The organism is Marinobacter sp. MDS2, from assembly GCF_030718085.1.
Lineage (GTDB): Bacteria > Pseudomonadota > Gammaproteobacteria > Pseudomonadales > Oleiphilaceae > Marinobacter.
On sequence record NZ_JAVAJF010000001.1, the window covers coordinates 2,215,504 to 2,241,076 of the forward strand.

Consider the following 25,573-nt stretch of genomic DNA (forward strand, 5'->3'; position numbering starts at 1 on the left):
TTGCGGTAATTGTTGGCTCTTCAGCTTGAGGCTAATCTTGAAGAACGAGCTCGAAATGGGCGTCACAATAACAACAGATATACAAACCATGAGCCTCACATCCAACCAGGGCACTCTGCCTGTCATGCGTGCCCATTACGTTGATATTTTGTGCCAGCTGGCGGAGGAGAAGGGCGTTCGCCGCGCGGACTTGCTCTCAGCGGCTGATATTCGTAACAGCCAATTGAGTCATCCGGACAACCTGATTACCGGCGACCAGTTTGCGGAACTGTGTCGGGCGGCGTTGAAACGGACGGGCGATCCGGAGCTGGGACTCGAGTTCGGCTTGAGGCTCAAAATAACGACCCATGGCGCGCTGTCTCAAGCGTCGATCAGCTGCGACACCCTGGAACAGGCTATTCGTGTTCTGGCGAAGTACCTGCCAATCCGGTTTCCCTATCTGATCATGGACCTGTCGCTGGAGGGTGATGAGGCCGTGATTCAAATGGACGTACTTCATGATATGCATGACCTGTATCGCTTCAATATCGAAGTGTTTCTGGGCGCGCTGATGGACGTCAGTGCCTTGCTACTGGGAGCTGGCATACTCAAGGGTGGGCGTTGCCTGGTGAATTTCCCCCGCCCGGCAGGCGTTGACCGCTACACCGTTTTATTCGGGGAAATGATTTGCTTCGATGCGGGGGTGAATCAGTTGCGGTTCAATAAGCAGTTTCTTGCGCTGCCCATGCTGCTCGCAAATCCGGTAGCACGGCGGGTTGCCGAGGCCCAGTGCGAGGAAGAAGCACGCAAGCTGCAAGCCTCAACGTCGATCACCAGTCAGGTGGTGCGCATGCTGGAATCGGTTCGCGATGGCCGCGTGCCGGGGCTGGAAGAGGTGGCTGCGCAACTGCACGTATCGTCACGGACGCTGCGCCGCCAGTTGGCGGCCGAGGGAACCCGGTTTCAGCAGTTACAAGACACTGTTCGCCATCATCGGGCACTGGATTTGTTGCGCCGGAGTCTTCAGATGAGCATTGATGAAATCGCCGAACACCTGGGGTACAGCGACCCGTCTAATTTTAGCCGGGCCTTTCGCAAGTGGGAGGGGATTTCTCCTTCGGCGTGGCGCAGTTTGCAAACTGATCATCCGGTCTGAGGCTATTCTTCCAGGTAGGTATACCCTTCAAGGCCGGCGGCCAGTTCAGCCAGCAACTGTTGCTGAAGCTCTGGCTCAAGGTTGCTCGCCTTAAACTTGCGTTGATACGCCTCGACAATACTGGCCGGCTCGAAGTTTACATAGCGTAAGACCTTGGCAACGCTGTCACCGGTGATTGGTTCACCGATCAGGTACTCGCCGTGTTCGTTCAGGCGAACATCGACTGAATGGGTGTCACCGAACAGGTTGTGCATATCGCCCAAAATTTCCTGGTAGGCGCCGGTCATGAAGAAACCGATTAGCAAGGGTTCTTCCGGGTTGTGCTCGGGCAAGGGGAGTGTGGTTTCAATGCCCTGACCGTCTACGTAGTGGTCAATCCGGCCATCCGAATCACAAGTAATATCCTGTACCACGGCGCGGCGGTTCAACGGCCGGTTCAAGCCGTTTATCGGCATGACCGGGAAAATCTGATCAATACCCCAAACATCCGGTAGTGATTGAAACAGGGAAAAATTCACGAACAGTTTTTCAGCCAGCTTTTCGTTCAGTTCGTCGATGATTTCCCGATGCGCGCGGTTGGCACTATCCAGCTGGCCCCGAATCAACCGGCAGCTACGAGTGTATAAAGTCTCAGCCTGAGCGCGTTCGCTCAACGACATCAATCCGTGCGCGAACTGGGCGTGCGCGTCGGTCATGGCGTGCAGCACGTCGTGGTAAATTTCCGCCAGCGAGCGTGGGCTCTGGTCATCCTGCAAACTGCGCAGGTCTCGCCACAGATCCTGCAGCGGGGCCGGAGAAGAGGCTGAAGGCTCGGAAGCTTCGCGATGAAGGGGCACTTCGCGGTCGATCACGTTGGTGATCAGCACGGAATGGTGCGCCGTCAGAGCCCGTCCGGATTCGCTGATCAGGTCCGGGTGTGGCAGGCCCAGACGGTCGCACTCGGCTTGCAGCACGTGCACGACGTTGTAGGCGTATTCGAAAACGGTGTAGTTCATTGAGCAACTGCTACGAGAGCGGGTGCCTTCGTAATCCACACCCAGCCCGCCGCCAATGTCGACGGTGCCGATGGGCGCCCCGAGATGGCGCAACTCACTGTAGAACCGCGCGCATTCTTTCAGCCCGGTCTGAATGTCGCGGATGTTGGCAATTTGTGACCCCAGATGGAAATGCAGCAGTTGCAGGGTATTCAGTGCGCCGGCCTGTTTCAGCGTTTCGACAACTTCCAGTATCTGGCTGGCAGACAACCCGAATTTCGATTTTTCGCCGCCGGTATTTTGCCAGTTGCCTTTGCCAATGGTGGCCAGTCGTGCCCGCACACCAATCAAAGGGGAGACGCCGAGCTTCTTGGCTTCTTCCAGAATCAGCGGCAGTTCGGACTGTTTCTCAACAACGATAAACACCTGGTGGCCCAGTTTTTGGCCGATGAGAGCCAGCCGGATGTACTCGCGGTCTTTGTAGCCGTTACACACGATCACCGAACCGGGTTTGCGGGCGAGGGACAGCACAGCCAGCAGTTCCGGTTTGCTGCCGGCTTCCAGACCAATTTGGTTGTTTGAGGCTGCGGGCTCGGCGGCCACCAGCTCTTCGACCACCCGCCGCTGTTGGTTCACCTTGATCGGGTAAACCGCCGTGTAGCGACCTTGGTAAGCCTGTTCGTGGGTGACTTTATTGAACGCACCGCACAGTTTGTTCACCCGGTCGTGCAGGATGTCGGTGAATCGGACCAGCACCGGCAGAGCCAGACCGGCGTCGGTCAGTGACCGGGTTAGTCTGGGCAGATTAATATGAGCCGCGCTCCGGCCCCGGTCCGGACAGATCTCCACTTCGCCCTCGGTATTGACGGAAATATAGCCGTCACTCCAATGAGCAATGTTGTAAACCTTGTGTGCAGGTGATGCGGTAGATTCTGCCATTGTTGCTATCCTGTCAGGAAACCCGAGTCGGCGGGAAAACCGTTGAAGGCTGCATTGTAGGAGCTGACTGCTGCCCCTACAATACGCCTCTTTCGAGATGTCCGGGCGTGGTGCAGCGGCATACAGTTGGAGAGTGATATGACAGCATTGAATGAAGGCTGGTTTACCGAAGTATTCCAGGATCAGGGCACGGCCTTTTCCTTGCAGGTAAAAGCCAAACTGCATGAGGAACAGACGCCGTTCCAGAAGCTCGAGATCTACGAAACCGAGACCTTCGGCAATCTGATGGTGCTGGATGGCTGTGTGATGCTGACCACCCGCGATAACTTTCTGTACCACGAGATGATGACGCACCCGGCGTTGTTCACCCACAAAGATCCGAAAAAGGTGGTGATTGTCGGTGGCGGTGATTGCGGCACGCTGAAAGAGGTGTTGAAGCACCCGGGTGTGGAAGAAGCCTGGCAGGTGGAAATCGACGAGCGGGTGACCCGCATGTCTGAAAAATATTTCCCGGAACTGTGTGAAGCCAATAGCGATCCTCGAGCCAACTTTTTCTTTGGTGATGGCGTGAAGTGGATGCGCGAGGTGGAGCCAAACAGCATCGACCTGCTGATTATCGACAGCACTGACCCGGTGGGGCCGGCGGAAGGTCTGTTTGCTCTCGATTTCTACCGCGATGCGATGCTTGCGCTGAAGGAGGGAGGCCTCGTGGTGCAGCAAAGTGAGTCACCTTTGCTGCATACCGAATCGATCATCAAGGATATTCACACCGATATGCGAAAAGCCGGCTTCGGCCATGTGCAAACGTTGCCGTTTCCGCAACCGGTATACCCGACGGGCTGGTGGAGTTGCACAATGGGCAGCAAGGACAACCCGCTCAAGTATTTCCGTGAAGAAGACGTGAATGACCGGCCGTTCGTCACCCGGTATTACAACGCGGGTATCCACCACGGAGCCTTGGCCATGCCGCAATTCATGATTGATGCGCTGGAAGATCAGGTACGGCCGGAAGAGGGCTGACGACGCCCGGGCGAGCGGCCAATACAACAAAAAGGGCGCCCGAGGGCGCCCTTTTGGGTTTCTCTGGCAGCGGTTATTGCTTGCTGCTGCCGAACTCGGGGTAGGCTTCCAAGCCACATTCTGCAATGTCGACGCCTTCATATTCTTCTTCGGCGCTGACTCGAATACCCATCACGGCTTTCAGAATGCTCCAGACGATCAGGCTTGCGACGAACACCCATACAAAGATGGTCAGGGCACCAATCAACTGGCCGCTGAAGGTCACGTCACCGTTGGTGACTGGCACCAGCATCAGGCCAAGGAAACCACACACACCGTGAGCAGAGATGGCACCAACCGGGTCATCAATGCGCAGTTTATCGAGTGCAACGATGCTCAGCACCACCAGGCCACCGCCCAGAGCGCCCCAGAGGGTGGCGGTCAATGCACTTGGAGTTGACGGTTCGGCGGTAATGACCACCAGGCCGGCAATGGCACCGTTCAACAGCATGGTCAGGTCAGCTTTGCCAAACATCAGGCGGGCAACAGCCAAGGCGGTGATCGCACCACCGGCTGCGGCGGCGTTGGTGTTCAGAAACACCATGGCGACGGAATTTGCGCTGGCGATGTCGCCAAGCTTCAGTACAGAGCCGCCGTTAAAGCCGAACCAGCCCATCCACAGAATCAAGGTGCCCAACGCCGCCAGCGGCATGTTGGCGCCCGGAATCGCGCGGATTTCGCCGTTCGGGCCGTATTTGCCTTTACGGGCACCCAGCAACAACACGCCAGCCAGAGCCGCGGCTGCACCGGCCATGTGTACGATGCCTGAGCCGGCAAAGTCACTGAAGCCAAGATCGCCCAGGTTATACAGGCCGAACACGTCTTTGCCGCCCCACGTCCAGGCACCTTCCAGCGGATAGATGACACCGGTCATCACCACTGCGAAGGCCAGAAAGGCCCAAAGCTTCATACGCTCGGCAACGGCGCCGGATACGATCGACATGGCGGTGGCAACAAAAACCACCTGGAAGAAGAAGTCGGACGCACCAGAGTAGATGGAGCCACCTTCGAATCCGTCTTCACGGGCGGCGAAATCACCCAGCACGGCGTCTACATCGACATCGGCGATGCCGGAGAGGAACAAATTGCCGCCATACATGATGGCGTAGCCGCAGACCATGTACATGGTGCTGGCGATCGCAAACAAGGCAACGTTCTTGGTGAGAATTTCAGTGGTGTTTTTGGAGCGCACCAGACCGGCTTCGAGCATGGCAAAGCCGGCGGCCATCCACATGACTAATGCGCCGCAAATGACAAAATAAAAAGTATCTATAGCATACTGCAGGTGAAAGACATTGCTTTCCATAGGAAGCCCTCCGCACAAGGCTCGTCAGATATTTGATTTTTTTGCGTTGGCTGGATCCGGGGATCAGGCCGGTATCAAACCGCCTCTTCGCCGGTCTCGCCGGTCCGGATTCGGATCGCTTGCTGCAGTTCGGTCACGAAAATCTTGCCGTCGCCGATCTTGCCGGTATTGGCTGCCTTGGTGATGGACTCGATCACCTGATCCAGCAGGTTGTCGCCAATGGCGATTTCAACTTTTACCTTGGGCAGGAAGTCCACCACGTATTCCGCGCCGCGGTAGAGTTCGGTGTGGCCTTTCTGGCGACCGAAGCCTTTTACTTCCGTTACGGTTACGCCTTGAACGCCAATTTCGGATAGTGCCTCACGGACATCATCCAATTTGAAAGGCTTAATGATCGCTGTCACAAGTTTCATTGCTTTCTCCTTGGTAAAGCCATCTCAACTTTGTAAGTGGTTGAGTTCGGGATGCTGCCACCTCGCACATCAATTGTGCGGATCGTGTACAAGGTTTAGCATCAGGTATGCCAACGCAAAAAATTATAATAAAAACATTGAGTTGCTTTTTATGTGTTCCCAAATGATGCAGATGGCCGCACCAAATTGGGGCGCCGCGCCCCAATCTGACTCAGGGTTGAACCGTCAGCGGGCAAGGCCTGGAACCTATTATACGGCCCAGCGGGTACAGTATGGCAGGGGCAGCGGTGTGATACACTCTCGTCTATAGCAGTATTGGATGGGCGATTGTCCTGAACGAACGAAAAGATCGACGCCACGAGGTAAAACATGAAAGGCCCCCAAGATTTCTTTGCCCAGCTACAAGGCCAGTTTGGCCAGTTTGTTCCGGATATGGCGCGGGCCGCCCGGGAAGATTTTGAAACTCAGGCCAGAGCAACCGTGATGTCTGTGCTGTCCAAACTGGAGTTGGTCACCCGTGAAGAGTTTGAAGGCCAGCAAGTGGTGTTGATGAAAACCCGAGAGAAAGTCGAAGCCCTGGAAAAGCGGGTTGCCGAACTGGAGCAAAAAGCCCAGTCGTAATTTTTTGAGATGCGGGCGCAGGACGCGCCCGTTAAATGCCAGCCCACCATGGAAGGTGATGATGTTAGCGATTGTCAATTCGCGCGCCAGCATTGGCGTGTCTGCCCCTGAAGTAACCGTCGAAGTGCACTTGTCGGGCGGTTTGCCGGCGCTCTCTATCGTAGGCTTGCCGGAAACCGGTGTCCGCGAAAGCAAAGACCGTGTTCGTAGCGCGCTGCTCAACGCCGGCTTCGAATTCCCTGCCCGACGCATCACCATCAATCTTGCCCCTGCCGACTTGCCGAAAGAGGGCGGTCGCTTCGACCTTCCCATCGCTTTGGGCATTTTGGCCGCTTCGGGGCAGATTCCACCGGATAGCCTCAAGCCACTGGAGTTTATGGGAGAGTTGTCACTGGATGGCGCCTTGCGGCCTTTGAAGGGCGTTTTGCCCGCGGTGCTGGCGGCCCGGGAAGCAGGGCGCTCCCTTCTGATCCCGCAAGCCAACGCGGACGAAGCGGCGCTCGCAAGCCAGGGGGATGTGCTGGCGGCAAGCCACATCCTGACGGTGTGTGAGCATCTGACCGGCCGTGCGAAGCTGGTGCCGATACCCAGGCCAGAAACCGATGTGGCCCAGGCTAATGGTACGGAGAAGGGGGCCGATCTTGCCGATGTGCGGGGCCAACAGGTGCCTCGAAGGGCGTTAGAGGTGGCCGCAGCGGGTGGCCACAACCTGCTGTTTTTTGGCCCTCCGGGCACGGGTAAAAGCATGTTGGCCAGTCGTCTGCCGGGAATTCTACCGGCCCTGGACGACGCCTCGGCGATGGAAGTGGCCAGTGTGCACTCAGTGGCCGGGCACCCGCTGCAACCAGGGGGTTGGCGCCAGCCGCCGTTTCGGTCGCCCCATCACACGGCGTCAGCAGTGGCATTGGTCGGTGGCGGGAGCAGCCCGCGGCCGGGCGAAATTTCTCTGGCGCACCGTGGCGTGCTTTTCCTCGATGAGCTGCCCGAGTTCGAACGGCGTGTGCTGGAAGTGCTCCGTGAACCCATGGAAACCGGAGAAATCGCCATCAGTCGGGCCGCACGCCAAGTCACCTTTCCGGCCAGGTTTCAGGTGGTCGCGGCGATGAACCCTTGCCCATGCGGCTACAGCGGCCACCCGAATATTGAATGTCAGTGCACGCCCAGTCAGGTGATGCGGTATCGGTCCAAGATATCCGGGCCCTTGCTAGATCGGTTTGATCTGCATGTTGAAGTGCCGGTACAGGCGGGGGAAGTGCTGCTTCGCCAAGGCGAAGCCGGTGAGAGCAGTGCCCGTGTCAGGGCGCGGGTGCTGAAAGCCAGAAACTTTCAGCGCGATCGCGGCAGCTTGAATGCGTCACTTGCCGGCAAGGCTCTGGATCAGGCATGCCGATTAGATGCCGGTAGTGAAAAACTGTTGGCCCATGCCATGGAGCGGCTGGGATTATCGGCCCGGGCCCTGCACCGGATTTTGCGTGTAGCGCGCACCTTGGCGGATTTGGAGGGGCAGGAATCCCTGTCTAAATCCCACTTGATAGAAGCGCTGGGTTATCGGCAACTGGATCGACAACACGATCAGGGCTCTTTGGTTTCCGCTTGATGGCTCGGACTCTGTTAAACTGTCGGGTAAATTTCAGCAATCAGATCCGCAGTGGCGGTTGAGGACAACAAATGGCCGACCAGAACGACTCGCAAGATTCCAAAGGTGAAAATCCGATTACCACTCGCCGGGGTATCCGCAGCTTTGTGTTACGCCAGGGCCGGATGACTGAAGGCCAGAAAAAAGCCTTCGAGCGCAATTGGCCGAAGTACGGCCTGACCCGGGAAGATGGCGTGATCGATCCCCGGGAAGTGTTTGGTCGTGACAGCATGCTGAATCTGGAAATTGGTTTCGGCATGGGCCGGTCACTGGCTGACATGGCAGAGGCTGCGCCTGAGCAGGATTTCATCGGTGTGGAAGTGCATTTGCCCGGTGTCGGTGCTTTGCTCAAAGAAGTTGATGACCGCGGGCTGGAAAACGTGCGGGTGTATAACATCGATGCCAACGACGTCATCGATTTGTGCCTGCCGGATGCCTCTCTGGACCGGGTGATGGTGTTCTTCCCTGATCCCTGGCACAAAAAGAGGCACCACAAACGCCGCTTGGTCCAGCAGGAGTTTGTGCAGCGAATTCGCCATAAATTGCGCGTGGGCGGTGTTCTGCATCTGGCCACGGACTGGGAGAACTACGCCGAGCACATGTTGGAAGTCATGGACGCTTCGCAAGGTTTTGCCAACGCCCAGGAGCAAGGCGGTTATTCACCGCGCCCGGACGACCGACCGATTACCAAGTTTGAGCAACGTGGCGAGAAATTGGGGCACGGAGTTTGGGATTTGCTATACCACCGCACCAACTAAACCGCGGAACGAACCCCGGCGTTACGAGGCCGGGGTTAACGGTTGCCGGCGGGCCGCTCGAATGATGATAAGCCCCGCCAAGCCGAGTAATAACCCGGTGAATTTGAGCAGCGAGAAGATGCTGGCAGCCATGCTCAGGCTGTTGTCGGGGGGATTGAAGTTGTTGAGCAGGGCAATGTTCTCGATAACATCACTGGTACCGGCCACGATAAACAGCATGCGCACCCACTTGGCGATGATTCGTTCCCGAACGCCGGGGCGGTCCCGCGACAACCGGCGGGTCAGCTGCAGCAGCAGGGTCAGGTACGCGGCGATGAAGGCAAAGTCTAGCCAGAGTGAAGCCCGGGCCAGCGACACATTTTCTGGCTGCCAGCTGGCGAGAATGGCTTGGGCGTGCTGAGCGGTGCCCGCCAGTTGGAAGCTGATGATCCCTTGCGGTGCACTGGTCGTTTTCAGTGGCTGATTCATCACCAGCAGTGCAATGAATAGCGCTGCACTGAGTGCCAGCGAAACCGCCAAGGCCAATCCGAGGGGCCGCTTTGGGTGATGCCGGGTTTGGTCCATCAGAGAAACTGCTCCAACAAGCTGTTGAGATAGCGCTGGCCTTGCTCGGTGGTTTGTATCCGATCTCGAACCAGCAGATTTTGCTTCCGCAACTGCTCAAGTTGTACCTCAACCGGACTCAAGGGTAAACCTGTACGTTCGGTGAACAGTTTTTCTTCGACACCTTGTTTGAGTCGTAACACGTTCATCATGAACTCCAGCGGCCGTTCCTTCACTTCAATCTCTTCGCTGCCGGCCGTGCGGGAGCCAATCCGGTTCAAGTAAGCCTCCGGCTGGCGGGTTTTCCAGTATCGAAGAATCCGGCCATCGGCGAGGCTGACTTTGCCATGCCCGCCGGCCCCTATCGCCAGATAATCCCCGAACTGCCAATAGTTCAGGTTGTGACGGCTTTCGCGATTCGGAAGGCTCCAGGCCGACACTTCATAATCGTTGAAGTTGTGGGCGCGAAGATACTCCGAACCCTGCCGGTAAATTTCCCAAAGCCGATCATCATCTGGCAAATCCGGTGGTCGGGAGAAAAACTCGGTATTGGGCTCGATGGTCAGCTGATACCAAGACAAGTGCGTGGGTTGGTGATCCAGTGCCTGGCGCAGATCATCCAAGGCCTGTTCCGGTGTCTGGTCCGGCAGACCGTGCATTAAATCAACATTGAAGTTCGAGAAACCCGCCGATTTCGCGGCCTCAATCGCACGGTGAGCGGCGTTGGCATCGTGGATGCGCCCAAGGGTTTTCAGGTGTGCCTGATGGAAGCTTTGCACACCGATTGATAGCCGGTTAATGCCCGCTTGGCGGAAACCTTCGTAACGACCTTCTTCTAAAGTACCGGGATTCGCTTCGAGAGTGATTTCGGCATCGGGCGCGAAGGTCAGGCGCTGTCGAAGCCCTTCAAACAGGCGTTGATAGAAATCGCTGGTCATGAGCGATGGCGTGCCACCGCCGATGAATACGCTCTCAATCGGCCGACCACGGACAACGCTCAGATCGTGCTCTAAATCTTCCAGCAAGGCGGCAAGGTAGGCCGCCTCCGGAATGTCGCCGCGAATAGCATGTGAGTTGAAGTCGCAATAGGGGCACTTGCGCACGCACCAGGGCACGTGGATATACAGCGATAGCGGCGGACAGACCGAAACAGCAGGGGAGGAGGGCACGTTTAATCGGTGCCCTTGAGTTGGTCTAGCAGACTGGCCAGAGCGCGCCCGCGATGGCTGATTCGGCCTTTTTGTTCACGGGTCAGCTCAGCGGCACTGCAATGGTGTTCAGGTGCGTAGAAAACCGGATCATAGCCAAAGCCGCCTTCCCCCTTTGGTTCCTCAAGAATGCGGCCCGGCCAGCGGCCGTGGCAAACAATCGGAGTGGGATCATCCGCATGGCGCAGATAAACCAGAACGCAATGGAACTGGGCGCTGCGTTGCTGTTCGGGTACGTCTTTCAGCGCCTCTAACAGTGCTGCAACATTGTCTGGGTCCGTTGCTTCGGCGCCGGCATAGCGTGCAGAGCGCACCCCGGGCTGGCCGCCAAGGGCATCGACGGCCAAACCACTGTCGTCAGCCAGAGCCGGCAACCCGGTTTCGCGAGCGGCGTGCCGGGCTTTCAAAATGGCATTCTCAACAAAGGTAACGGCCGGTTCTTCAGCTTCACCGACGCCCAGTTCGCCCTGAGCCACAGGGGTTAAGCCCAAGGGGCTGAGCAGGTCATTCAGTTCGGCAATTTTGCCTTTGTTGTTACTGGCAATAACGAGTTTTTGAGACATGATTCAGTCGTTAAACAAAGAGTGGGCGAAGCGCACTTTCAGGTCCTGGCGGTGGCCTGTGGGTCGTGCGGTGATGTTGAAGGTCATCAGTTCGGCCGGGCGATATTGATACTGGGCGATGAAGTAAACCGCATCGCCTTCCTGAATCCGGCGAAAGGCCAGAAACTTGACCTGCTGGATGTCGTTGGCAACCTGGCCTTCTACCTGACCGCCTACCGGTTGAGGCTGGCTGTGCTCGTTATCGGTCATGATAGAGATGTTCACCACGCCGATGCTTTTGCTGCGCTGAAGGTTATTCGCTTTAGCGACTTCCGGGGTCAGCATGGTGCTGGGAAAAACGCTCCAGTGGATCTGGTAATCGCCGAAGTTTTTTTCGCCGCCATGGCTTTGGCCCGCCATTAACAGCAGGCCAAAGGTCAAAGCTATAACGCGAGTGACAGAACGAATGTTCATCAGGTGCTCTCCCGTGTGATTCGGTAAATCGCAATCTCGCCCAGCAGGTTTGGCCATGCACGGGCCAGCCAGCTGTTTTGATGTTGGCCGTCGACAACGCGCCGGCTTTTGATCTTTATACCTTTCTGCCGGCACAAAGCTTCAAAATCTTTGAAGGTGCACAGGCGAATGTTGGGGGTGTTGTACCATTTATACGGCAACGCGTCGGATTCGGGCATGCGGCCGCTCAGCGCCAAGCCCCAGCGCAGGCGCCAGTGCGCAAAGTTGGGGAAGGTGACAATACCTTCGCGGCCAAGCCGCAACATCTCGTCGATCACTTTGTCGGGCCTGCGCACAGCTTGCAGAGCCTGAGTCATCAGTACGATATCGAACATGCCGTCACCGAAGTTGTCGAGGCCCTGAGTGTCCAGGTTCTGTTCGATCACCGACACGCCTTTGCCCATGCAGGTGGTGATGTGGTCCGGGTTGATCTCCAGGCCGAAGCCGGTGGCGTTGCGTTCTTGCTGCAAGTAATGCAACAGCGTGCCGTCGCCGCACCCGAGGTCGAGCACGTGGTGGCCGGGCTCAACCCACTGTTGGATAATTTCCAGATCGGCTCTCATGCGCCCACCTCCCGAGCTACCCGGTCCATGTAGGCGGTGAACGCGTTGGTGTATCGGGGGGTTGGGATCAGGAACGCATCGTGGCCCCAGGGCGCATCGATTTCGGCGTAACTGACTTTTTTGCGAGCGGACATCATGGCATTCACCATTTCTTCAGAACGGGCAGGGGAGAAACGCCAGTCGGTGCTGAAGGAAAGAACCAGGTATTCGCACTGGGCAGGTGCCAGTGCTTTGGACAGGTCGCCGCCAAACTCGTAGGCCGGATCGAAATAGTCCAGCGCGCGGGTCATTAGCAGGTAAGTGTTCGCGTCGAAGGTTTCGGAGAAGCGTTCGCCCTGATAGCGCAGATAGCTTTCAACCTGAAACTCGGCGTCGTATCCGAATTTGAACGCTTCCTCCCGCAGTTCACGGCCAAATTTTTCGCCCATGGCGGCATCCGAAAGATAGGTAATGTGGCCCACCATGCGAGCCAGCATCAGGCCGCGCCGGGGCAAGGTGCTGGCTTCGTCATATCGGCCCTCATGAAATTCGGTGTCTGAGGTGATGGCCTGGCGCGCAACTTCGTTAAAAGCGATGTTCTGTGCCGTTAACCGGGGCGTAGAGGCGATGATCACTGAGTGCCGAAGGCGATCGGGATAATCCAGACTCCACTGCAGCGCCTGCATCCCGCCCAGCGAACCGCCAACTACCGCGGCCCACTGCTGAATGCCGAGACGGTCGGCGAGACGGGCCTGGCTCTTTACCCAGTCGGCAACGGTGATGACCGGGAAATCCGGCCCGTAAAGCTTGCCCGTGCCGGGGTTGATCGAGTTGGGGCCACTGCTGCCGTGGCAACCGCCGAGGTTGTTCAGGCAAACCACAAAAAAACGGTTGGTATCGATGGGTTTACCCGGACCGATACAGCTGTCCCACCACCCGGGTTTTTTATCGTCGTAGGAATGATAACCGGCGGCGTGGTGATGGCCACTAAGAGCATGGCAAATAAGAACCGCGTTGCTGGCTTCGGCATTTAAGGTGCCGTAGGTTTCCACAACCAGATCATAACTGTCCAAAGATTGGCCGCAGGCCAATTCGATGGGCGTGTCGAAATGAAGGGTTTGAGGGCTAACGAGGCCCACGGAATCCGTAGGCAGGGAGTCGGGCATGAGCGTGTTGATATCCTGATCCAGTCCACATGAGTCAGGCCATAGCCTGAGGTGGCGCAGAAGCTGGCGCCGATAGGGCAGTTTAAAGGCGGGGGGTGGTTGCTGCAACCGGCACGTAGCGGTGGCAGCAACCCGGAGGTCAGGCGGAGCCGAAAATATTGACGACTTTTTGCTGGATCATGGTCGGGGCAGGCTTGCGAATATGGCGCACCATGTTGTCGGCCAGCTCCAGTTGCTTGCGGAGGTCGGCGATTGAATGCTGCAGGCGCTCTCGCTCGGCGCGGCTGTCGCGGTCGTTGCGCACCAAATCCCGGAGTCGGCTGATTTGATGCTCCAGCAGCTGCTTTTGTTCCATCGAGTACTGGATGATTGGCAACAGCGCTTCGTGGGGCCAACGCTCAACGTCGGACCTTGCCCTGCCATGCAGTGTGCGGGCTTCGCTGACCATCACATTGAAGAAGCGGCGAATCAGCAACGACTGCTCGGACATCAGGTTCTTGGGGCTGATACGGAAACGGCGGGCTTTTTTGCGCAGCTCCCGGATGGCGATCACATGGCGCCCCGCTCTTAGCGGAATAGGTTCCAGGTGCCTGGTCCGCGAATCTTCGTTGTATCGTCGATAGATGGAGGCAACCATCTTCTCGGCCAATTGACCTTCCGCCAGCAAGTTGCTCAAGTCAATTTCCAGCAGCTCGAAGAAGTGGTCCATCGCGCGGACCATACCGGCGGTAGACCAGCTTTTCACCATAATCTGACGCACTTTGTCGGCGTGCGCTTCAAATCGTTTTTCGCTGACCAGGTTGTTCAGGATCTCGCCCTGTGAGTCCATCAGACGCCGTGATGAGCGCAACGTGATCAGTTTCTTGTAGTAGAAGTCGTAGTCTTGCTGAGCCCGCTCTGCGAGCCGGGCGAGAGCCGGCTTGTCCAGTGCTGAACCGGTGCAGGCCGCGTGCTCTTCTTCCAGCGACGAAAGCCGGTACTGCATAGCAGCCTGACTGTTTTGCAGCATGCCCAGCAGGTCGCTGATGAGGTGCTGGGTAATCAACTGCTCTTTGTGGGTCAGGATGCGCTGGACAATCAGCTTTTCCAGCAACCCGAGGTTTGAGCGTTCGAATAATTCAGTATCGTTGCGCACCCGTGCCAACAAACCTTGCTTGGCCGAAAGGGGGACGACATCGTGTTGTGTCATGCCAAGGTGTTCGGCGGTGTAGGTGCGTACACGTTCGATGGAATCATCGGTATGGCTGTCGCCTTGAATGTCGTCCCACAGTACATCGATTTTGTTCAATACGGCAAAGCGGCCGGCGCGGTGGTCGGCGTGGTCCGTGTTGATGTGCTCTTTCCAGATGGCCATGTCGCTGGCGGTAACGCCGGTGTCGGCGCCCAGCACGAAAAGCACGGCATGCGCTCGTGGGAGCATGCTCATGGTCAGTTCGGGTTCAGACCCCAGGGCGTTCAGGCCAGGGGTGTCGAGAATGCGCAGGCCACGTTCGAACAGAGGATGCCGAATACTGATCTGGGCATTTCGCCAGGCGGGTACCAGTACATTGCCCGGAGCGCGGGGGTCGGCTTCCAGCATGTCTTCATCAAACCCGAGTTTACGGGCATCGCCGACCGAGACACTTTTGACCCGGGCAACTTCGGATAGCACTTCGCGCATCACCGTTGGATTGTCTTCGGCCAGTTCGTGCCGAACCCAGTTTTCAGGCCGTTTACGCTGTTGCTGCAGAGAAAGCTCGCCGGTGCGTGTTTCGATCGGGAGCAGCATGAGATAGCTCTCGTTGCTGGTTCGGTCGAAGAACAGTTCTGTGGGGCACATAGTGGTGCGCCCGGCTTCGGAAGGCAGCATCCGCTGGCCGTAACTGGCAAAAAACAGCGCGTTAATCAGTTCGGTTTTGCCACGGGAATACTCACCGACGAATGCGATGGTCAGCTCATCTTCAATCAGAAGCTCCAGACCGTTCCGAATACGGGTGCTGATGTCTTCTGAGAACAGGTTGTTGTCCTGAAGCCACAGCCGGTATCGGCCAATCTGGCGAATCAGATCTTTCTTCCAGTCGTGGTAGGCTTCCACCTGCTGCGACAGTGTTCCCTGCTGGCTCATGAAGTAATCCTTTAGCGCGACGCTTGGGAGTTAGATAATCCCAAATTAAATGTCGGCAATCATAGCTCGATTATCCATTCTTAATATGGCCACGTTTAACCGATTGTGGCAGTTGGCGCGAAATGACAAAAGAAAAAGGCCGGCGTATCAATGGGTTGATGGGCCGGCCTTGAGATGTTTAATGTTTTGGTATTATGTAACGATATGTATATTTGTGAGGCGGGTTACATTCCGGCGCCGAGAAACCCCATTCCCGCTGCAATCTTCATGTGATTAAGCACCACATCCAGCACGTTCAGAATCAGAAACACGATAATCGGCGATAAATCGAGGCCGCCCATGGATGGCATGATGTTCCGAACGGGGCGCATCACCGGTTCGGTGATCTGAGCCACCAGTTGGATGGCCGGGTGCCCACTTTGGGGCGCAATCCAACTCACCACCACCACGGCGATGACCGACCAGAAGTAAATCTTCACGATCAGGCTGAGAACATTCAACGTGCCCCATACCAACAGGGTGAGCGGGTTGAATGCGGGCACGCCGGCGTTGTAAATCAGCAACATCAAAAAGAAGGTAATGGCTTGAATCAAGACTGCCAGCACCAGTGCGGCACCATCAATCCCGCCCCAACCCGGGATGATTCTGCGCAGGGGCCGTAACGGCGGGTTGGTTGCTTTTACGACGAACTGGGAAATCGGGTTGTAGAAGTCGGCCCGCGCCAGTTGCAGAAGAAATCTAAGCAGCACCACCGACATATAAAAGGTGGATGCAATCATCAGAATTGTGATCAGAATGTCTGCCAGCATGAAGCTGTGTCTCCGTAACGGTTACTGTTTGTCTGCCAGTTCTTTGGACATTTCTTCAGAGCGGGTGAATGCGGCGTCGTAAGCTTTCTTCACCAGTTCACGCATGCCACCGTCTTCGAACGTATTGATTGCCCGTTCGGTGGTGCCGCCCGGGGACATCACATTGCGTTTAAGTTGTGCGGGGTCGTGCTCGCTACGCGCTGCCATTTCGGCGGCCCCCGCCATGGTTTGGATGGCCAGCTTTCTGGCGGTGGCCGGTTCAATTCCGGCATCCGTCGCGGCACTTTCCAGCGCTTCGAGCATCAGGAAAAAATAGGCCGGACCGCTGCCCGAAAGCGCGGTTACGCCGTGAATCAGATTCTCGTCCTCTACCCAGAGCGCGGTGCCGATGCTTTCGAACACCGTTTGTACCATGGTTTTTTGTTCGTCCGATACCTTGTCGTTAGCAAACAAGCCGGCCGCGCCTTTGCCCACCAGCGAGGGTGTATTCGGCATCACACGAACCAGCGGCAGTCCGCCGCCTAGCCATTGGTCGATGGTGTCGGCGGTCAGGCCGGCGGCAATGGAGACAATTAGCGGCCGGGTGTTTTGGACAACCGGAGCAATGTCCCGGCATACGTCGGCCATAACCTGGGGCTTCACCGCGAGGACAACGATGTCGGCTTGTTCCACGCAGTAGCGATTGTTTGTGCTGACGCTCACGCCAAACTGGCTTCGAACAGCTTGCAAGTGGCTGTCATCGGGTGCGCTAACCCACATATTGTCGGCTTCGAAGCGGTTATCCAGCATGCCTCCGATAATAGCGCTGGCCATATTGCCGGCGCCGATGAACGAGATGACGGGTGATTTGCTCAAGGTTCGCTCCAAGTGCTTGCTCAGTAAATGATATGCCCCTGATGATAACAGGAACTTATGGCTTCAGCTTAGGCTCTATTTGGCCGCCCGAGCGCCGAACAGGGCCGACCCTACCCGAACCCAGGTTGCTCCTTCTTCGATGGCCGGTTCCAGATCGCTCGACATGCCCATCGACAACGTGTCGAGTTGCTGGGCGCCGGGTAAGGTATGGTCGAGTTGGGCCAGCGCGCTGGCCAGTTTCCGGAAACTGTTTTTCAGATCGGCCTCGCTTTGGTTCGGGTCCGGGATGGCCATCAGCCCTCTCAGGGTCAGGTTGGGCAGTCCGCTGACGGCTGTGGCCAGTTCAGGTAGTTCGCTCAACGAGCAGCCGGATTTGCTCTCTTCATCGTTCACATTCACTTGCAGGCAGATGTTCAGTGGGCCGAGGGCACCCGGACGTTGTTCGCTGAGCCGGCGGGCTATTTTCAGGCGATCCACGCTGTGAACCCACGCGAAAGACTCAGCAATCTGCCGGGTTTTGTTGGACTGAATCGGGCCAATGAAATGCCATTCCAGAGCGTCCAGATCTTTAAGCGCTTCGATCTTGTCCAGCGCTTCCTGCAGATAGTTTTCGCCGAATGCCGTTTGGCCAACCTCGGCAGCGGCACGAATGTCTTCCGGTGGCCGAGTCTTGCTAACTGCCAACAACCGCACACTGTCGGGCTTACGGCCGGCCTGCTGTGTTGCTTTTTGTATGCGTCGGGTTACGCTTCTGATGTTGTCTGCTATGCTGCTCATAGTGTGAGTTTGCCGCGTCTGTATTAAAAGAAAAAGCCTTCCGAGGATCCCTATGGATATTACTGAACTGCTTGCCTTTTCGGCCAAACAAGGTGCGTCGGATTTGCACCTGTCAGCAGGCCTTCCTCCCATGATTCGTGTCGACGGCGATGTGCGCCGGATCAACCTGCCTCCGATGGAGCACAAAGAGGTGCACGGGTTGATTTACGACATCATGAACGACAAGCAGCGCAAGGACTACGAAGAATTTCTGGAAACCGACTTCTCGTTCGAAGTTCCGGGGGTTGCTCGTTTTCGTGTGAACGCTTTTAACCAGAACCGTGGTGCCGGTGCCGTGTTCCGGACCATCCCCTCGAAAGTACTGACCATGGAAGATTTGGGCATGGGTCAGGTTTTCAAGGACATCGCTTCCGTGCCTCGTGGCCTGGTGTTGGTAACCGGGCCAACCGGTTCCGGTAAATCGACCACGTTGGCAGCGATGATGGACTACATCAACGATACCCGCTACGAGCACGTTCTGACCATTGAAGATCCGATCGAATTTGTTCACGAGTCGAAAAAGTGCCTCGTGAACCAGCGGGAAGTTCACAGGGATACACTTGGCTTTAACGAAGCCCTTCGCTCTGCCTTGCGGGAAGACCCTGACATCATTCTGGTGGGCGAGCTTCGAGACCTTGAAACCATTCGCCTGGCACTGACTGCGGCAGAAACCGGCCACCTGGTGTTCGGCACCCTGCACACCACTTCGGCTGCCAAAACCATCGACCGGGTGGTAGACGTATTCCCGGCCGAAGAGAAATCCATGGTTCGGTCGATGTTGTCCGAGTCGTTGCAGGCGGTTATCTCCCAGACCCTGATGAAGAAAATGGGCGGTGGCCGAATTGCGGCACACGAAATCATGATCGGTACCCCGGCCATTCGGAACCTGATTCGTGAGGACAAGATTGCGCAGATGTACTCGTCGATTCAGACCGGTGGCTCGATCGGCATGCAAACGCTGGATCAGTGTCTGGAAGGCTTGCTCAGGAAGGGGCTGATTTCCCGTGAAGATGCCCGGATGAAGGCGAAGATTCCGGATAATTTTTAAGTGTTGGCAATGATGTTGAAACCAATAGGTACGAAAAATGGAATTTGAAAAGCTGTTGCGGCTCATGGTGGAAAAAGGCGGTTCGGATCTTTTTATCACCGCGGGGGTTCCACCGAGCATGAAAGTGAACGGTAAGGTGTTACCGGTCACAAAAAATGCGTTGACGCCGGAACAGACCCGGGAGCTTGTCTATGGCGCAATGAATGACAAGCAACGCGCCGAGTTTGACGAAAGCCATGAGTGTAACTTTGCCATCAGTGCCCGGGGCATCGGCCGGTTCCGTGTCAGTGCGTTTTTTCAGCGCAATTTGTGCGGCATGGTATTGCGGCGCATTGAGGTGAAGATTCCGCAAATTGATGAGCTTTCATTGCCGGAAGTGATTAAGGACCTGGCTATGACCAAGCGAGGCCTGATCATGTTTGTGGGTGCGACCGGCACCGGTAAGTCCACCTCGTTGGCCGCCATGCTGGGGCATCGCAACCGGAACAGTCGGGGCCACATCATCTCTATTGAAGACCCGATCGAGTTTATTCATCAACACCAGGGCTGCATCGTCACCCAGCGTGAGGTGGGCATTGATACCGAGAGCTTTGAAGTGGCGTTGAAAAATACGCTGCGACAAGCACCCGATGTCATTCTGATTGGTGAGGTGCGCACCCGCCAGACAATGGAGTACTCGGTTCAGTTCGCGGAAACCGGTCACCTCTGTTTGGCAACTCTGCACGCGAACAACGCGAACCAGGCGCTGGACCGGATTATCCAGTTCTTCCCGCCGGAACAGCATAACCAGATCTGGATGGATCTGTCGCTCAACCTGAAAGCCATCGTGGCTCAGCAATTGGTGCCAACGCCAGACGGACAGGGTCGGAAAGCGGTGATTGAGGTGTTGATCAACACGCCTCTGGTGGCCGACATGATTCGCAAGGGCGAAGTGCACAAGCTGAAAGAGTTGATGTCGAAATCGAACGAAAGCGGCATGCAAACGTTCGATCAGGCGCTGTACAAGCTTTATTCGGAAGGCTCGATCACTTATGAAGATGCTTTGGCCCACGCAGATTCGGCCAACGATCTGCGCTTGATGATCAAGCTGGGCAGTGACGCCAAAGGCGCTGACAGCTTATCTTCATCGGTTGATAAGCTGACTATTCAGGACGACTAAATTTCTCTGGCAAAAAGCCCCCAATTGGGGGCTTTTTGTGTTTTGGGCGCAGCAGAAAGAAATTAGCTTTGCAAATAGGTAGTTATGGCATTTGAGGCCATAACCCACTGCTGCGTATACTCCGCGCAAACTAATAAGGAGACACCATGCACAAGAATACCAACGTACTCGTGAAGGCCATTCGTTTTGCCTCTTTGGCCGCTGTTGCTGCCCCTGCAACCGTTATGGCCGGTGGTTTTTCATTGAACGAACAAAGCGCCAGCCAGATGGGCGTAGCCAACGCCGGCGCCGCCGCCAACCCGGAAAACGCCACCACTGTTTTCTTCAACCCGGCCGGCATGAGCCAGCTGTCTGGCACCAATATTTCTTTTGGTGCGGCAATTCTGGATATTGATGCTGAGGCGAAAAGCTCCAGTGCCAGAAATACCTTGGGCGGTCCGGTTGAAGGAAGTAATGGCGGTGACATCGCAGATCCTGCTGTGCTGCCGAATTTTTATCTGACCCATGAAGTCAGTGATTCCATTGACGTAGGTTTTGGAATTCACGCTCCTTATGGTTTGGCTGCAGACTATGAGAATGACTTTAAAGGACGTTTCTTTGCGGATAAAACAGAGTTAACGGCTATCGCGTTTACCCCATCAGTCGCTGTGAATAACGGCAAAGGTTTGTCGATGGGTATTGGTATGAACATCATGTACGCGGAAGGGCGTTTGACAAAGTATCAGGACATTCGTGGGGCGCTGGCCCAGCAAGTTGGTGCGGCCGCTGCCGGCCCGTTGGCTGATGCTTACGAGGCGCAGTTCGGAGCTCCTTACGCCGATATTGAAGGTGACGATGTTGCCGTTAATTTCCGTGTTGGTTTTTTGTATGAAATGTCTGACCGTACACAGTTTGGTTTAACAGCTCAGACTGGTACCGAATTTGAACTGGACGGTGATGCTGAAATTAGCAATTTTCCCGTGCAAAGTGCTCAGTCGCCAATTGGCTTGGCACCGACAACACTAAATGAGCAAGTGCGTGTACCTTTGGCTATCCCGGAAAGCATCACTGCAGGCGCCAGACATCAGTTGAGTGACACGGTAACACTGCTTGCCGGTGCCACATATGCCCGCTGGGGGCGCTTTGAAGAGCTTGATATTTATAGCCGTGAAGGTGGGAGTGGAGAGATTTCCGGTATGACTGGTGATCCCATCACCCACATCACCGAAGAGTGGAAAAACACTTGGCAGTTCAATGTAGGTGGTATCTGGCAAGCCACGCCAGAGTGGGCCTTCAAAGCGGGTTACGCGTTTGATGAGTCCCCTGTGGACCAGTATCTGACGGCACGTATTCCGTCTGAAGACCGTCACTGGCTGACGCTGGGTGCTCAGTGGAACGACGTGGCCAGTGGCTGGACCGTTGATGCAGCGGTTGGAACGCTGATTTTTGCGGACGATGTCAAAGTAAATGAGTTCCAATACCTGCACGCTGCACCGTCAAAGAAAGATCCGAGCGCAGGTGCGTCTAACTACACTGGCGAATACGAACTCAGCGCCTGGAGTGCTGCGATCGAGGTCAGCAAAGCGTTCTAAGAAAGCGCTTGGCTAACCGCAATAAAAAAACGCCCGGTTGAGGAAACTCACCGGGCGTTTTGCGTTAGTGGGCTTGGTCCCAGTTATCACCAACGCCCGCTTCCACCAGCAGTGGTACGTCCAGCTTGGCGGCCGCAGACATGCGCTGCACCAAACCGTCACGAACTTTATCCACAGCCTCTTCGCGAACTTCGATGATCAGTTCGTCGTGTACCTGCATGGTCATCACGGCATCGTCAGCGTGGTTCTCATACAGCCACTGGTCCACATCGATCATCGCGCGCTTGATGATGTCGGCGGCGGTGCCTTGCATCGGTGCGTTGATGGCGGTGCGCTCGGCCGCCTGTTGTAGCTGTTTGTTCCGGGCGTTGATCTCTGGCAGGTACAGGCGGCGGCCGTACAGGGTTTCCACATAGCCGTCTTCGTGAGCTTGTTTGCGGATGTTGTCCATGTAACGCAGTACGCCGGGATAGCGCTCGAAATAACGGTCGATGTATTCCTGAGCCACTTTCCGCTCTACCCCCAGCTGGCGGGCCAACCCAAAGGCGGACATGCCGTAGATCAGGCCGAAGTTGATGGCCTTGGCGCTGCGACGCTGGTCGGAAGACACTTCAATCAGGCTTACACCGAACACTTCCGCGGCGGTCGCCTTGTGGATATCTTCGCCGTGCTCGAACGCCTTCAGCAGGCCTTTGTCGCCAGACAGGTGCGCCATGATGCGCAGTTCAATCTGGGAGTAGTCCGCAGCCAATAATTTATAGCCTTCCGGCGCGATGAACGCCTGACGAATCCGGCGGCCTTCCTGGGTTCGAATGGGGATATTCTGCAGGTTCGGTTCTGAGGATGATAGCCGCCCTGTAGCCGTCACCGCCTGATGGTACGAGGTATGCACCCGGCCAGTTCGGTGATGGATCAGCTCGGGCAAGGTGTCGGTGTAAGTAGACTTGAGCTTGCTCAGACTGCGGTGTTCTACAATCAGCCGGGGCAGTTCATGCTCATGGGCAAGTTCCTGTAGCACGGGCTCTGCGGTGGAAGGCGCGCCTTTTGGTGTTTTCTTGACGACTCGGAGCCCCAGTTTGTCATACAGAATCGCTTGCAGCTGTTTGGGGGAACCCAGATTGAAGGCTTCGCCAGCAACCTCGTGAGCTTCTTTCTCAAGCTCGGCCATGCGCTCGGCCAACTCCTGGCTGTGCTGGCGTAACGTGCTGGCGCTGATGAGCGTGCCGCGTTGTTCCATGCGCGATAACACGGGTACCAGCGGCAGGTCGATGTCCCGGTAGACGGATTCGAGTTTGCCGGTTTCTTTCAATCTGGGGCTTAACGCATGGTGCAGGCGCAAAGTGATATCGGCGTCTTCGGCGGCGTAAGGGCCAGCTTTTTCCAGATCGATCTGGTTGAAGGTCAGCTGCTTGGCGCCTTTGCCCGCGATGGATTCGAAACTGACGGTTTCCTCGTCCAGATAGGCTTTGGCGAGGCTGTCCATGTCGTGGCGGGTAGCCACCGAGTTAAGCACGTATGACTCCACCATGGTGTCGTCGCTGATGCCGTCCAAATGGATGCCGTGGTTGGCCAGAACGTTCTTGTCGTACTTCAGATTCTGGCCGATCTTCGCTTGCTTAGGGTTCTCAAGAAGCGGTTTAAGCTGGGCCAGCACGTTATCCCGGTCCAGCTGTTCAGGCGCTCCCATGTAGTCGTGGCCAACGGGCACATACGCCGCTTCACCGGGTTCGATGGCGAATGATACGCCGACTATTTCGGCATCCATGTAGCGTAAGCTGGTGGTTTCGGTGTCGAAGGCAAACTGATTCGCGGCTTCCAGGCGTTGGAGCCAGGTATCGAACTCACCTTGCTCGGTGATCACCGTGTACGTCCTTTCGATGGCTTGCTTGGGCTCTTTAGCCGCCGCGCCTGTGTCGGGTTGTTCAGAATCGCGGTTCTCCAGCTCGGAAATCCAGCCCCGGAACTCGTACTCTCTGAACAGTTCCAGCAGGGCATCGTTGTTCTGTTCGCGGTCTTTCAAATCTTCCAGACCAAATTCCAGCTCCACATCCAGACGAATGGTGGCCAGATCACGGCTCAGGGGAAGGGTGTCGATGGCGTCCCGCAGGTATTCGCCAATCTTGCCTTTGATCTCGCTGGCGTGCTCAATCAGGTTGTCCAGGTCGTTGTATGCCTGCAGCCATTTGACCGCGGTTTTCGGGCCGCACTTGTTTACACCCGGAATGTTGTCCACCTTGTCGCCGACCAGCGCCAGATAATCGATGATCTGCTCCGGCGTCACGCCGAATTTCTCGATTACGCCGTCGCGGTCCATGGCGGTTTCGGTCATGGTGTTGATCAGGGTGACGTGGTCACTCACCAGTTGCGCCATGTCTTTATCGCCGGTGGATACCACCACATCAATACCTTTGTGGGTGGCTTCATTGGCCAGCGTGCCGATAACATCATCGGCCTCGACACCGGGCACAATGAGCAGCGGAAGGCCCATCGCTTTAACAATCTCGTGGATCGGTTCAATCTGGATGGCCAGGTCTTCCGGCATCGGCGGGCGGTTGGCTTTGTATTCTTCGTACATCTCGTGACGGAAGGTTTTGCCCTTGGCGTCAAACACCACCACGACCTTGGATTCGGGGAAGTCCTGATCCAATCGACGCAGCATGCTGACGACGCCTTTGATAGCGCCGGTCGGGTGGTTCTTGCTGGTGGTCAGTGGCGGGAGCGCGTGGTAGGCACGGAACAAATAGGACGAACCGTCTACCAGAACCACGGGGGGAATCTTTTTCTCAGTCATGTCGATGCAAATCCGGATTCTGATTGAAGCGTGGGTTGGCTTGTGCAACTCTTATGGAGAGTGCAATTCAAAGCCTGAATGATGAGTCAGAGGGTACCATGAAAATGAAGCGAATCGCCTGTTCCGCCCTGTTGTTGGGCTGTTTCTCTGTGCCGTTGCTGGCCCAGGAAGAGGGGGCTTTGGATGCCACGCCGGTGGAAACGCCGAAAGAGCCGTTGGTGATCACTGACTACCAGCCGCCAGCGGGTGGTACCGAGATTGTGATTCGCCCGGGTGATGGCGAAGTGTTCTATGAATACCGCGTGAACGGGCAGCTAATGGAGATCAAAGTGGTGCCCGAAGTCGGGCCGGAGTATTACCTGGTGCCTGCCGATGGCGGTGGTTGGGTGCAGGATACCGATTCGGACCTCCTTGTCCCCAGCTGGGTACTGTTTCGCTGGTAACGATTCCTTTCTTGGGAGTGCCGCCTAGATCAGGTTGACGTCGACCGACTCCGAGCGGCGGCTCTCCAATCCGTCAACATCGACGGTCGTGATGGCAAACTCGTAGGCGCCGGGGGGCATGGTCCCTAACGGGTATTTCGTGGCGCTGGTGTCTTTGACAGAAATCACTTCGAAGCGATCTTTGTGCTTCAGGCGGTAGTAGATTTTGTATTCTGCAATTTGCCCCAGAGCCAGCGAGGAGCCGTCTTCGCGGGTCAGTGGCGCACTCCAGACCAGCGTCTTAGGCTGCGATGTGTTTTCTGTGCCTTGGTTTTCGAATGGCTGCTTTACCCCAGAATCTGTAGCCTGGTATGCAGTTTCGGTCTTTGAATCGGAATTTCCGCCGCCGTCCTGGCAGCCCGTCAGAATCAAAGCAGCTAGCATTAATGTCAGTGCGGAGGTAGCACGCAAAGGCGCGCGCAGCGTGGTTGGCAATAATTTCATGATTCACTCGCATACGGGGTCTGTTAGAGATGCCCCTTTGATCAGTTTGTATGGAGCCTGAATACAACAGGGAGACGGGCCAGAAAAAGCAGTTGAGGATTATGCCTGTGGTGAAGAAGTGATCAAGTGACAATTTAGT

The 25,573-nt window shown here is 56.3% G+C and carries 24 protein-coding genes; 9 read left to right on the plus strand and 15 right to left on the minus strand.

Translation table 11 applies throughout. The features are described 5' to 3' along the window. The first annotated feature begins 88 nt into the window (after positions 1 to 88). Complete coding sequence (locus tag Q9245_RS10395) at positions 89 to 1,135, plus strand: AraC family transcriptional regulator (RefSeq protein WP_305897067.1); 1,047 nt, start codon at positions 89 to 91, stop codon at positions 1,133 to 1,135. Positions 1,136 to 1,137: 2 nt separating this feature from the next. On the opposite strand, the gene speA is transcribed toward Q9245_RS10395, so the two are convergent. Further along, the gene (gene speA / locus Q9245_RS10400; RefSeq protein WP_305897068.1) at positions 1,138 to 3,048 is read right to left on the minus strand and encodes a biosynthetic arginine decarboxylase; all 1,911 of its coding nucleotides are present in this window, start codon (positions 3,046 to 3,048) and stop codon (positions 1,138 to 1,140) included. Positions 3,049 to 3,186: 138 nt separating this feature from the next. Between speA and speE the strand changes: the two genes are divergently transcribed. Beyond that, entirely contained in the window at positions 3,187 to 4,068 is an 882-nt protein-coding gene (gene speE / locus Q9245_RS10405; protein ID WP_305897069.1) for a polyamine aminopropyltransferase, read from the plus strand. A 73-nt stretch (positions 4,069 to 4,141) separates the two neighbouring features. Here the strand turns inward: speE and Q9245_RS10410 are convergent, their stop codons facing one another. After that, entirely contained in the window at positions 4,142 to 5,413 is a 1,272-nt protein-coding gene (locus tag Q9245_RS10410; protein ID WP_305897070.1) for an ammonium transporter, read from the minus strand. Positions 5,414 to 5,487: 74 nt separating this feature from the next. Then, positions 5,488 to 5,826 carry a P-II family nitrogen regulator gene (gene glnK, locus Q9245_RS10415; RefSeq protein WP_091997389.1) on the minus strand — a complete coding sequence of 113 codons (339 nt, stop codon included), beginning with the start codon at positions 5,824 to 5,826 and terminating at the stop codon, positions 5,488 to 5,490. Positions 5,827 to 6,195: 369 nt separating this feature from the next. Between glnK and Q9245_RS10420 the strand changes: the two genes are divergently transcribed. The 3 genes from Q9245_RS10420 to trmB all read left to right on the plus strand — a co-directional run bounded on the left by Q9245_RS10420 (position 6,196) and on the right by trmB (position 8,841). Then, positions 6,196 to 6,447, plus strand: a complete 252-nt coding sequence (locus Q9245_RS10420) for an accessory factor UbiK family protein (protein WP_305897071.1) — start codon at positions 6,196 to 6,198, stop codon at positions 6,445 to 6,447. Positions 6,448 to 6,505: 58 nt separating this feature from the next. Continuing rightward, positions 6,506 to 8,044, plus strand: a complete 1,539-nt coding sequence (locus tag Q9245_RS10425) for a YifB family Mg chelatase-like AAA ATPase (protein ID WP_305897072.1) — start codon at positions 6,506 to 6,508, stop codon at positions 8,042 to 8,044. Between the two features lie 71 nt (positions 8,045 to 8,115). Beyond that, a complete protein-coding gene (gene trmB / locus Q9245_RS10430; protein ID WP_305897073.1) occupies positions 8,116 to 8,841 on the plus strand; it encodes a tRNA (guanosine(46)-N7)-methyltransferase TrmB in 726 nt (241 codons plus the stop codon). A gap of 21 nt (positions 8,842 to 8,862) precedes the next feature. On the opposite strand, the gene Q9245_RS10435 is transcribed toward trmB, so the two are convergent. The 10 genes from Q9245_RS10435 to Q9245_RS10480 form a co-directional block, all read right to left on the minus strand. Then, positions 8,863 to 9,405, minus strand: coding sequence for a hypothetical protein (locus tag Q9245_RS10435; RefSeq protein WP_305897074.1), 543 nt, complete (start codon positions 9,403 to 9,405; stop codon positions 8,863 to 8,865). Beyond that, positions 9,405 to 10,553, minus strand: coding sequence for a radical SAM family heme chaperone HemW (gene hemW / locus Q9245_RS10440; RefSeq protein WP_305897075.1), 1,149 nt, complete (start codon positions 10,551 to 10,553; stop codon positions 9,405 to 9,407). Before hemW ends, Q9245_RS10435 begins: the two co-directional genes overlap by 1 nt. A gap of 2 nt (positions 10,554 to 10,555) precedes the next feature. After that, positions 10,556 to 11,155: an RdgB/HAM1 family non-canonical purine NTP pyrophosphatase gene (gene rdgB / locus Q9245_RS10445; RefSeq protein ID WP_305897076.1), complete on the minus strand. Its 600-nt coding sequence runs from the start codon at positions 11,153 to 11,155 to the stop codon at positions 10,556 to 10,558. 3 nt (positions 11,156 to 11,158) lie between these two features. Continuing rightward, positions 11,159 to 11,608: a DUF4426 domain-containing protein gene (locus Q9245_RS10450; RefSeq protein ID WP_305897077.1), complete on the minus strand. Its 450-nt coding sequence runs from the start codon at positions 11,606 to 11,608 to the stop codon at positions 11,159 to 11,161. Beyond that, positions 11,608 to 12,210: a methionine biosynthesis protein MetW gene (metW, locus tag Q9245_RS10455; protein WP_305897078.1), complete on the minus strand. Its 603-nt coding sequence runs from the start codon at positions 12,208 to 12,210 to the stop codon at positions 11,608 to 11,610. The genes Q9245_RS10450 and metW overlap by 1 nt, the downstream gene beginning before the upstream one ends. Next, the gene (locus Q9245_RS10460; protein WP_305897079.1) at positions 12,207 to 13,355 is read right to left on the minus strand and encodes a homoserine O-acetyltransferase; all 1,149 of its coding nucleotides are present in this window, start codon (positions 13,353 to 13,355) and stop codon (positions 12,207 to 12,209) included. The genes metW and Q9245_RS10460 overlap by 4 nt, the downstream gene beginning before the upstream one ends. Before the next feature lie 139 nt (positions 13,356 to 13,494). After that, a complete protein-coding gene (locus Q9245_RS10465; protein ID WP_305897080.1) occupies positions 13,495 to 15,459 on the minus strand; it encodes a dynamin family protein in 1,965 nt (654 codons plus the stop codon). A gap of 224 nt (positions 15,460 to 15,683) precedes the next feature. Beyond that, positions 15,684 to 16,268 (minus strand): YggT family protein, encoded by a 585-nt coding sequence (locus Q9245_RS10470; RefSeq protein ID WP_305897081.1) that lies wholly within the window; start codon positions 16,266 to 16,268, stop codon positions 15,684 to 15,686. A gap of 21 nt (positions 16,269 to 16,289) precedes the next feature. Further along, positions 16,290 to 17,123: a pyrroline-5-carboxylate reductase gene (gene proC / locus Q9245_RS10475; protein ID WP_305897082.1), complete on the minus strand. Its 834-nt coding sequence runs from the start codon at positions 17,121 to 17,123 to the stop codon at positions 16,290 to 16,292. Between the two features lie 75 nt (positions 17,124 to 17,198). Next, a complete protein-coding gene (locus Q9245_RS10480; protein ID WP_305897083.1) occupies positions 17,199 to 17,900 on the minus strand; it encodes a YggS family pyridoxal phosphate-dependent enzyme in 702 nt (233 codons plus the stop codon). A 52-nt stretch (positions 17,901 to 17,952) separates the two neighbouring features. Between Q9245_RS10480 and Q9245_RS10485 the strand changes: the two genes are divergently transcribed. The 3 genes from Q9245_RS10485 (at position 17,953) to Q9245_RS10495 (ending at position 21,717) form a co-directional block, all read left to right on the plus strand. Further along, the gene (locus Q9245_RS10485; RefSeq protein ID WP_199005185.1) at positions 17,953 to 18,987 is read left to right on the plus strand and encodes a type IV pilus twitching motility protein PilT; all 1,035 of its coding nucleotides are present in this window, start codon (positions 17,953 to 17,955) and stop codon (positions 18,985 to 18,987) included. Positions 18,988 to 19,024: 37 nt separating this feature from the next. After that, positions 19,025 to 20,146, plus strand: coding sequence for a PilT/PilU family type 4a pilus ATPase (locus tag Q9245_RS10490; protein WP_305897084.1), 1,122 nt, complete (start codon positions 19,025 to 19,027; stop codon positions 20,144 to 20,146). Between the two features lie 146 nt (positions 20,147 to 20,292). Further along, positions 20,293 to 21,717, plus strand: coding sequence for an OmpP1/FadL family transporter (locus Q9245_RS10495; protein WP_305897085.1), 1,425 nt, complete (start codon positions 20,293 to 20,295; stop codon positions 21,715 to 21,717). Between the two features lie 64 nt (positions 21,718 to 21,781). Here Q9245_RS10495 and polA read toward each other — a convergent pair whose 3' ends face one another. After that, positions 21,782 to 24,508, minus strand: a complete 2,727-nt coding sequence (gene polA / locus Q9245_RS10500; protein WP_305897086.1) for a DNA polymerase I — start codon at positions 24,506 to 24,508, stop codon at positions 21,782 to 21,784. Between the two features lie 104 nt (positions 24,509 to 24,612). Between polA and Q9245_RS10505 the strand changes: the two genes are divergently transcribed. Then, a complete protein-coding gene (locus Q9245_RS10505; protein ID WP_305897203.1) occupies positions 24,613 to 24,951 on the plus strand; it encodes a DUF2782 domain-containing protein in 339 nt (112 codons plus the stop codon). 24 nt (positions 24,952 to 24,975) lie between these two features. Here Q9245_RS10505 and Q9245_RS10510 read toward each other — a convergent pair whose 3' ends face one another. Continuing rightward, positions 24,976 to 25,434 carry a fibronectin type III domain-containing protein gene (locus Q9245_RS10510; RefSeq protein WP_305897087.1) on the minus strand — a complete coding sequence of 153 codons (459 nt, stop codon included), beginning with the start codon at positions 25,432 to 25,434 and terminating at the stop codon, positions 24,976 to 24,978. Positions 25,435 to 25,573: the final 139 nt, after the last annotated feature.

What these genes read in the sequence shown, in the direction of transcription:
- Q9245_RS10510 (WP_305897087.1), bottom strand. Translation starts at nt 25,434, where the DNA reads ATGAAATTATTGCCAACCACGCTGCGCGCGCCTTTGCGTGCTACCTCC.
- Q9245_RS10450 (WP_305897077.1), bottom strand. Translation starts at nt 11,608, where the DNA reads ATGAACATTCGTTCTGTCACTCGCGTTATAGCTTTGACCTTTGGCCTG.
- Q9245_RS10395 (WP_305897067.1), top strand. Translation starts at nt 89, where the DNA reads ATGAGCCTCACATCCAACCAGGGCACTCTGCCTGTCATGCGTGCCCAT.
- Q9245_RS10465 (WP_305897080.1), bottom strand. Translation starts at nt 15,459, where the DNA reads ATGAGCCAGCAGGGAACACTGTCGCAGCAGGTGGAAGCCTACCACGAC.
- Q9245_RS10410 (WP_305897070.1), bottom strand. Translation starts at nt 5,413, where the DNA reads ATGGAAAGCAATGTCTTTCACCTGCAGTATGCTATAGATACTTTTTAT.
- Q9245_RS10470 (WP_305897081.1), bottom strand. Translation starts at nt 16,268, where the DNA reads ATGCTGGCAGACATTCTGATCACAATTCTGATGATTGCATCCACCTTT.
- polA (WP_305897086.1), bottom strand. Translation starts at nt 24,508, where the DNA reads ATGACTGAGAAAAAGATTCCCCCCGTGGTTCTGGTAGACGGTTCGTCC.
- Q9245_RS10490 (WP_305897084.1), top strand. Translation starts at nt 19,025, where the DNA reads ATGGAATTTGAAAAGCTGTTGCGGCTCATGGTGGAAAAAGGCGGTTCG.
- rdgB (WP_305897076.1), bottom strand. Translation starts at nt 11,155, where the DNA reads ATGTCTCAAAAACTCGTTATTGCCAGTAACAACAAAGGCAAAATTGCC.
- Q9245_RS10505 (WP_305897203.1), top strand. Translation starts at nt 24,613, where the DNA reads ATGAAGCGAATCGCCTGTTCCGCCCTGTTGTTGGGCTGTTTCTCTGTG.
- Q9245_RS10420 (WP_305897071.1), top strand. Translation starts at nt 6,196, where the DNA reads ATGAAAGGCCCCCAAGATTTCTTTGCCCAGCTACAAGGCCAGTTTGGC.
- glnK (WP_091997389.1), bottom strand. Translation starts at nt 5,826, where the DNA reads ATGAAACTTGTGACAGCGATCATTAAGCCTTTCAAATTGGATGATGTC.
- trmB (WP_305897073.1), top strand. Translation starts at nt 8,116, where the DNA reads ATGGCCGACCAGAACGACTCGCAAGATTCCAAAGGTGAAAATCCGATT.
- metW (WP_305897078.1), bottom strand. Translation starts at nt 12,210, where the DNA reads ATGAGAGCCGATCTGGAAATTATCCAACAGTGGGTTGAGCCCGGCCAC.
- Q9245_RS10435 (WP_305897074.1), bottom strand. Translation starts at nt 9,405, where the DNA reads ATGGACCAAACCCGGCATCACCCAAAGCGGCCCCTCGGATTGGCCTTG.
- Q9245_RS10425 (WP_305897072.1), top strand. Translation starts at nt 6,506, where the DNA reads ATGATGTTAGCGATTGTCAATTCGCGCGCCAGCATTGGCGTGTCTGCC.
- Q9245_RS10480 (WP_305897083.1), bottom strand. Translation starts at nt 17,900, where the DNA reads ATGAGCAGCATAGCAGACAACATCAGAAGCGTAACCCGACGCATACAA.
- Q9245_RS10485 (WP_199005185.1), top strand. Translation starts at nt 17,953, where the DNA reads ATGGATATTACTGAACTGCTTGCCTTTTCGGCCAAACAAGGTGCGTCG.
- speE (WP_305897069.1), top strand. Translation starts at nt 3,187, where the DNA reads ATGACAGCATTGAATGAAGGCTGGTTTACCGAAGTATTCCAGGATCAG.
- speA (WP_305897068.1), bottom strand. Translation starts at nt 3,048, where the DNA reads ATGGCAGAATCTACCGCATCACCTGCACACAAGGTTTACAACATTGCT.
- Q9245_RS10495 (WP_305897085.1), top strand. Translation starts at nt 20,293, where the DNA reads ATGCACAAGAATACCAACGTACTCGTGAAGGCCATTCGTTTTGCCTCT.
- Q9245_RS10460 (WP_305897079.1), bottom strand. Translation starts at nt 13,355, where the DNA reads ATGCCCGACTCCCTGCCTACGGATTCCGTGGGCCTCGTTAGCCCTCAA.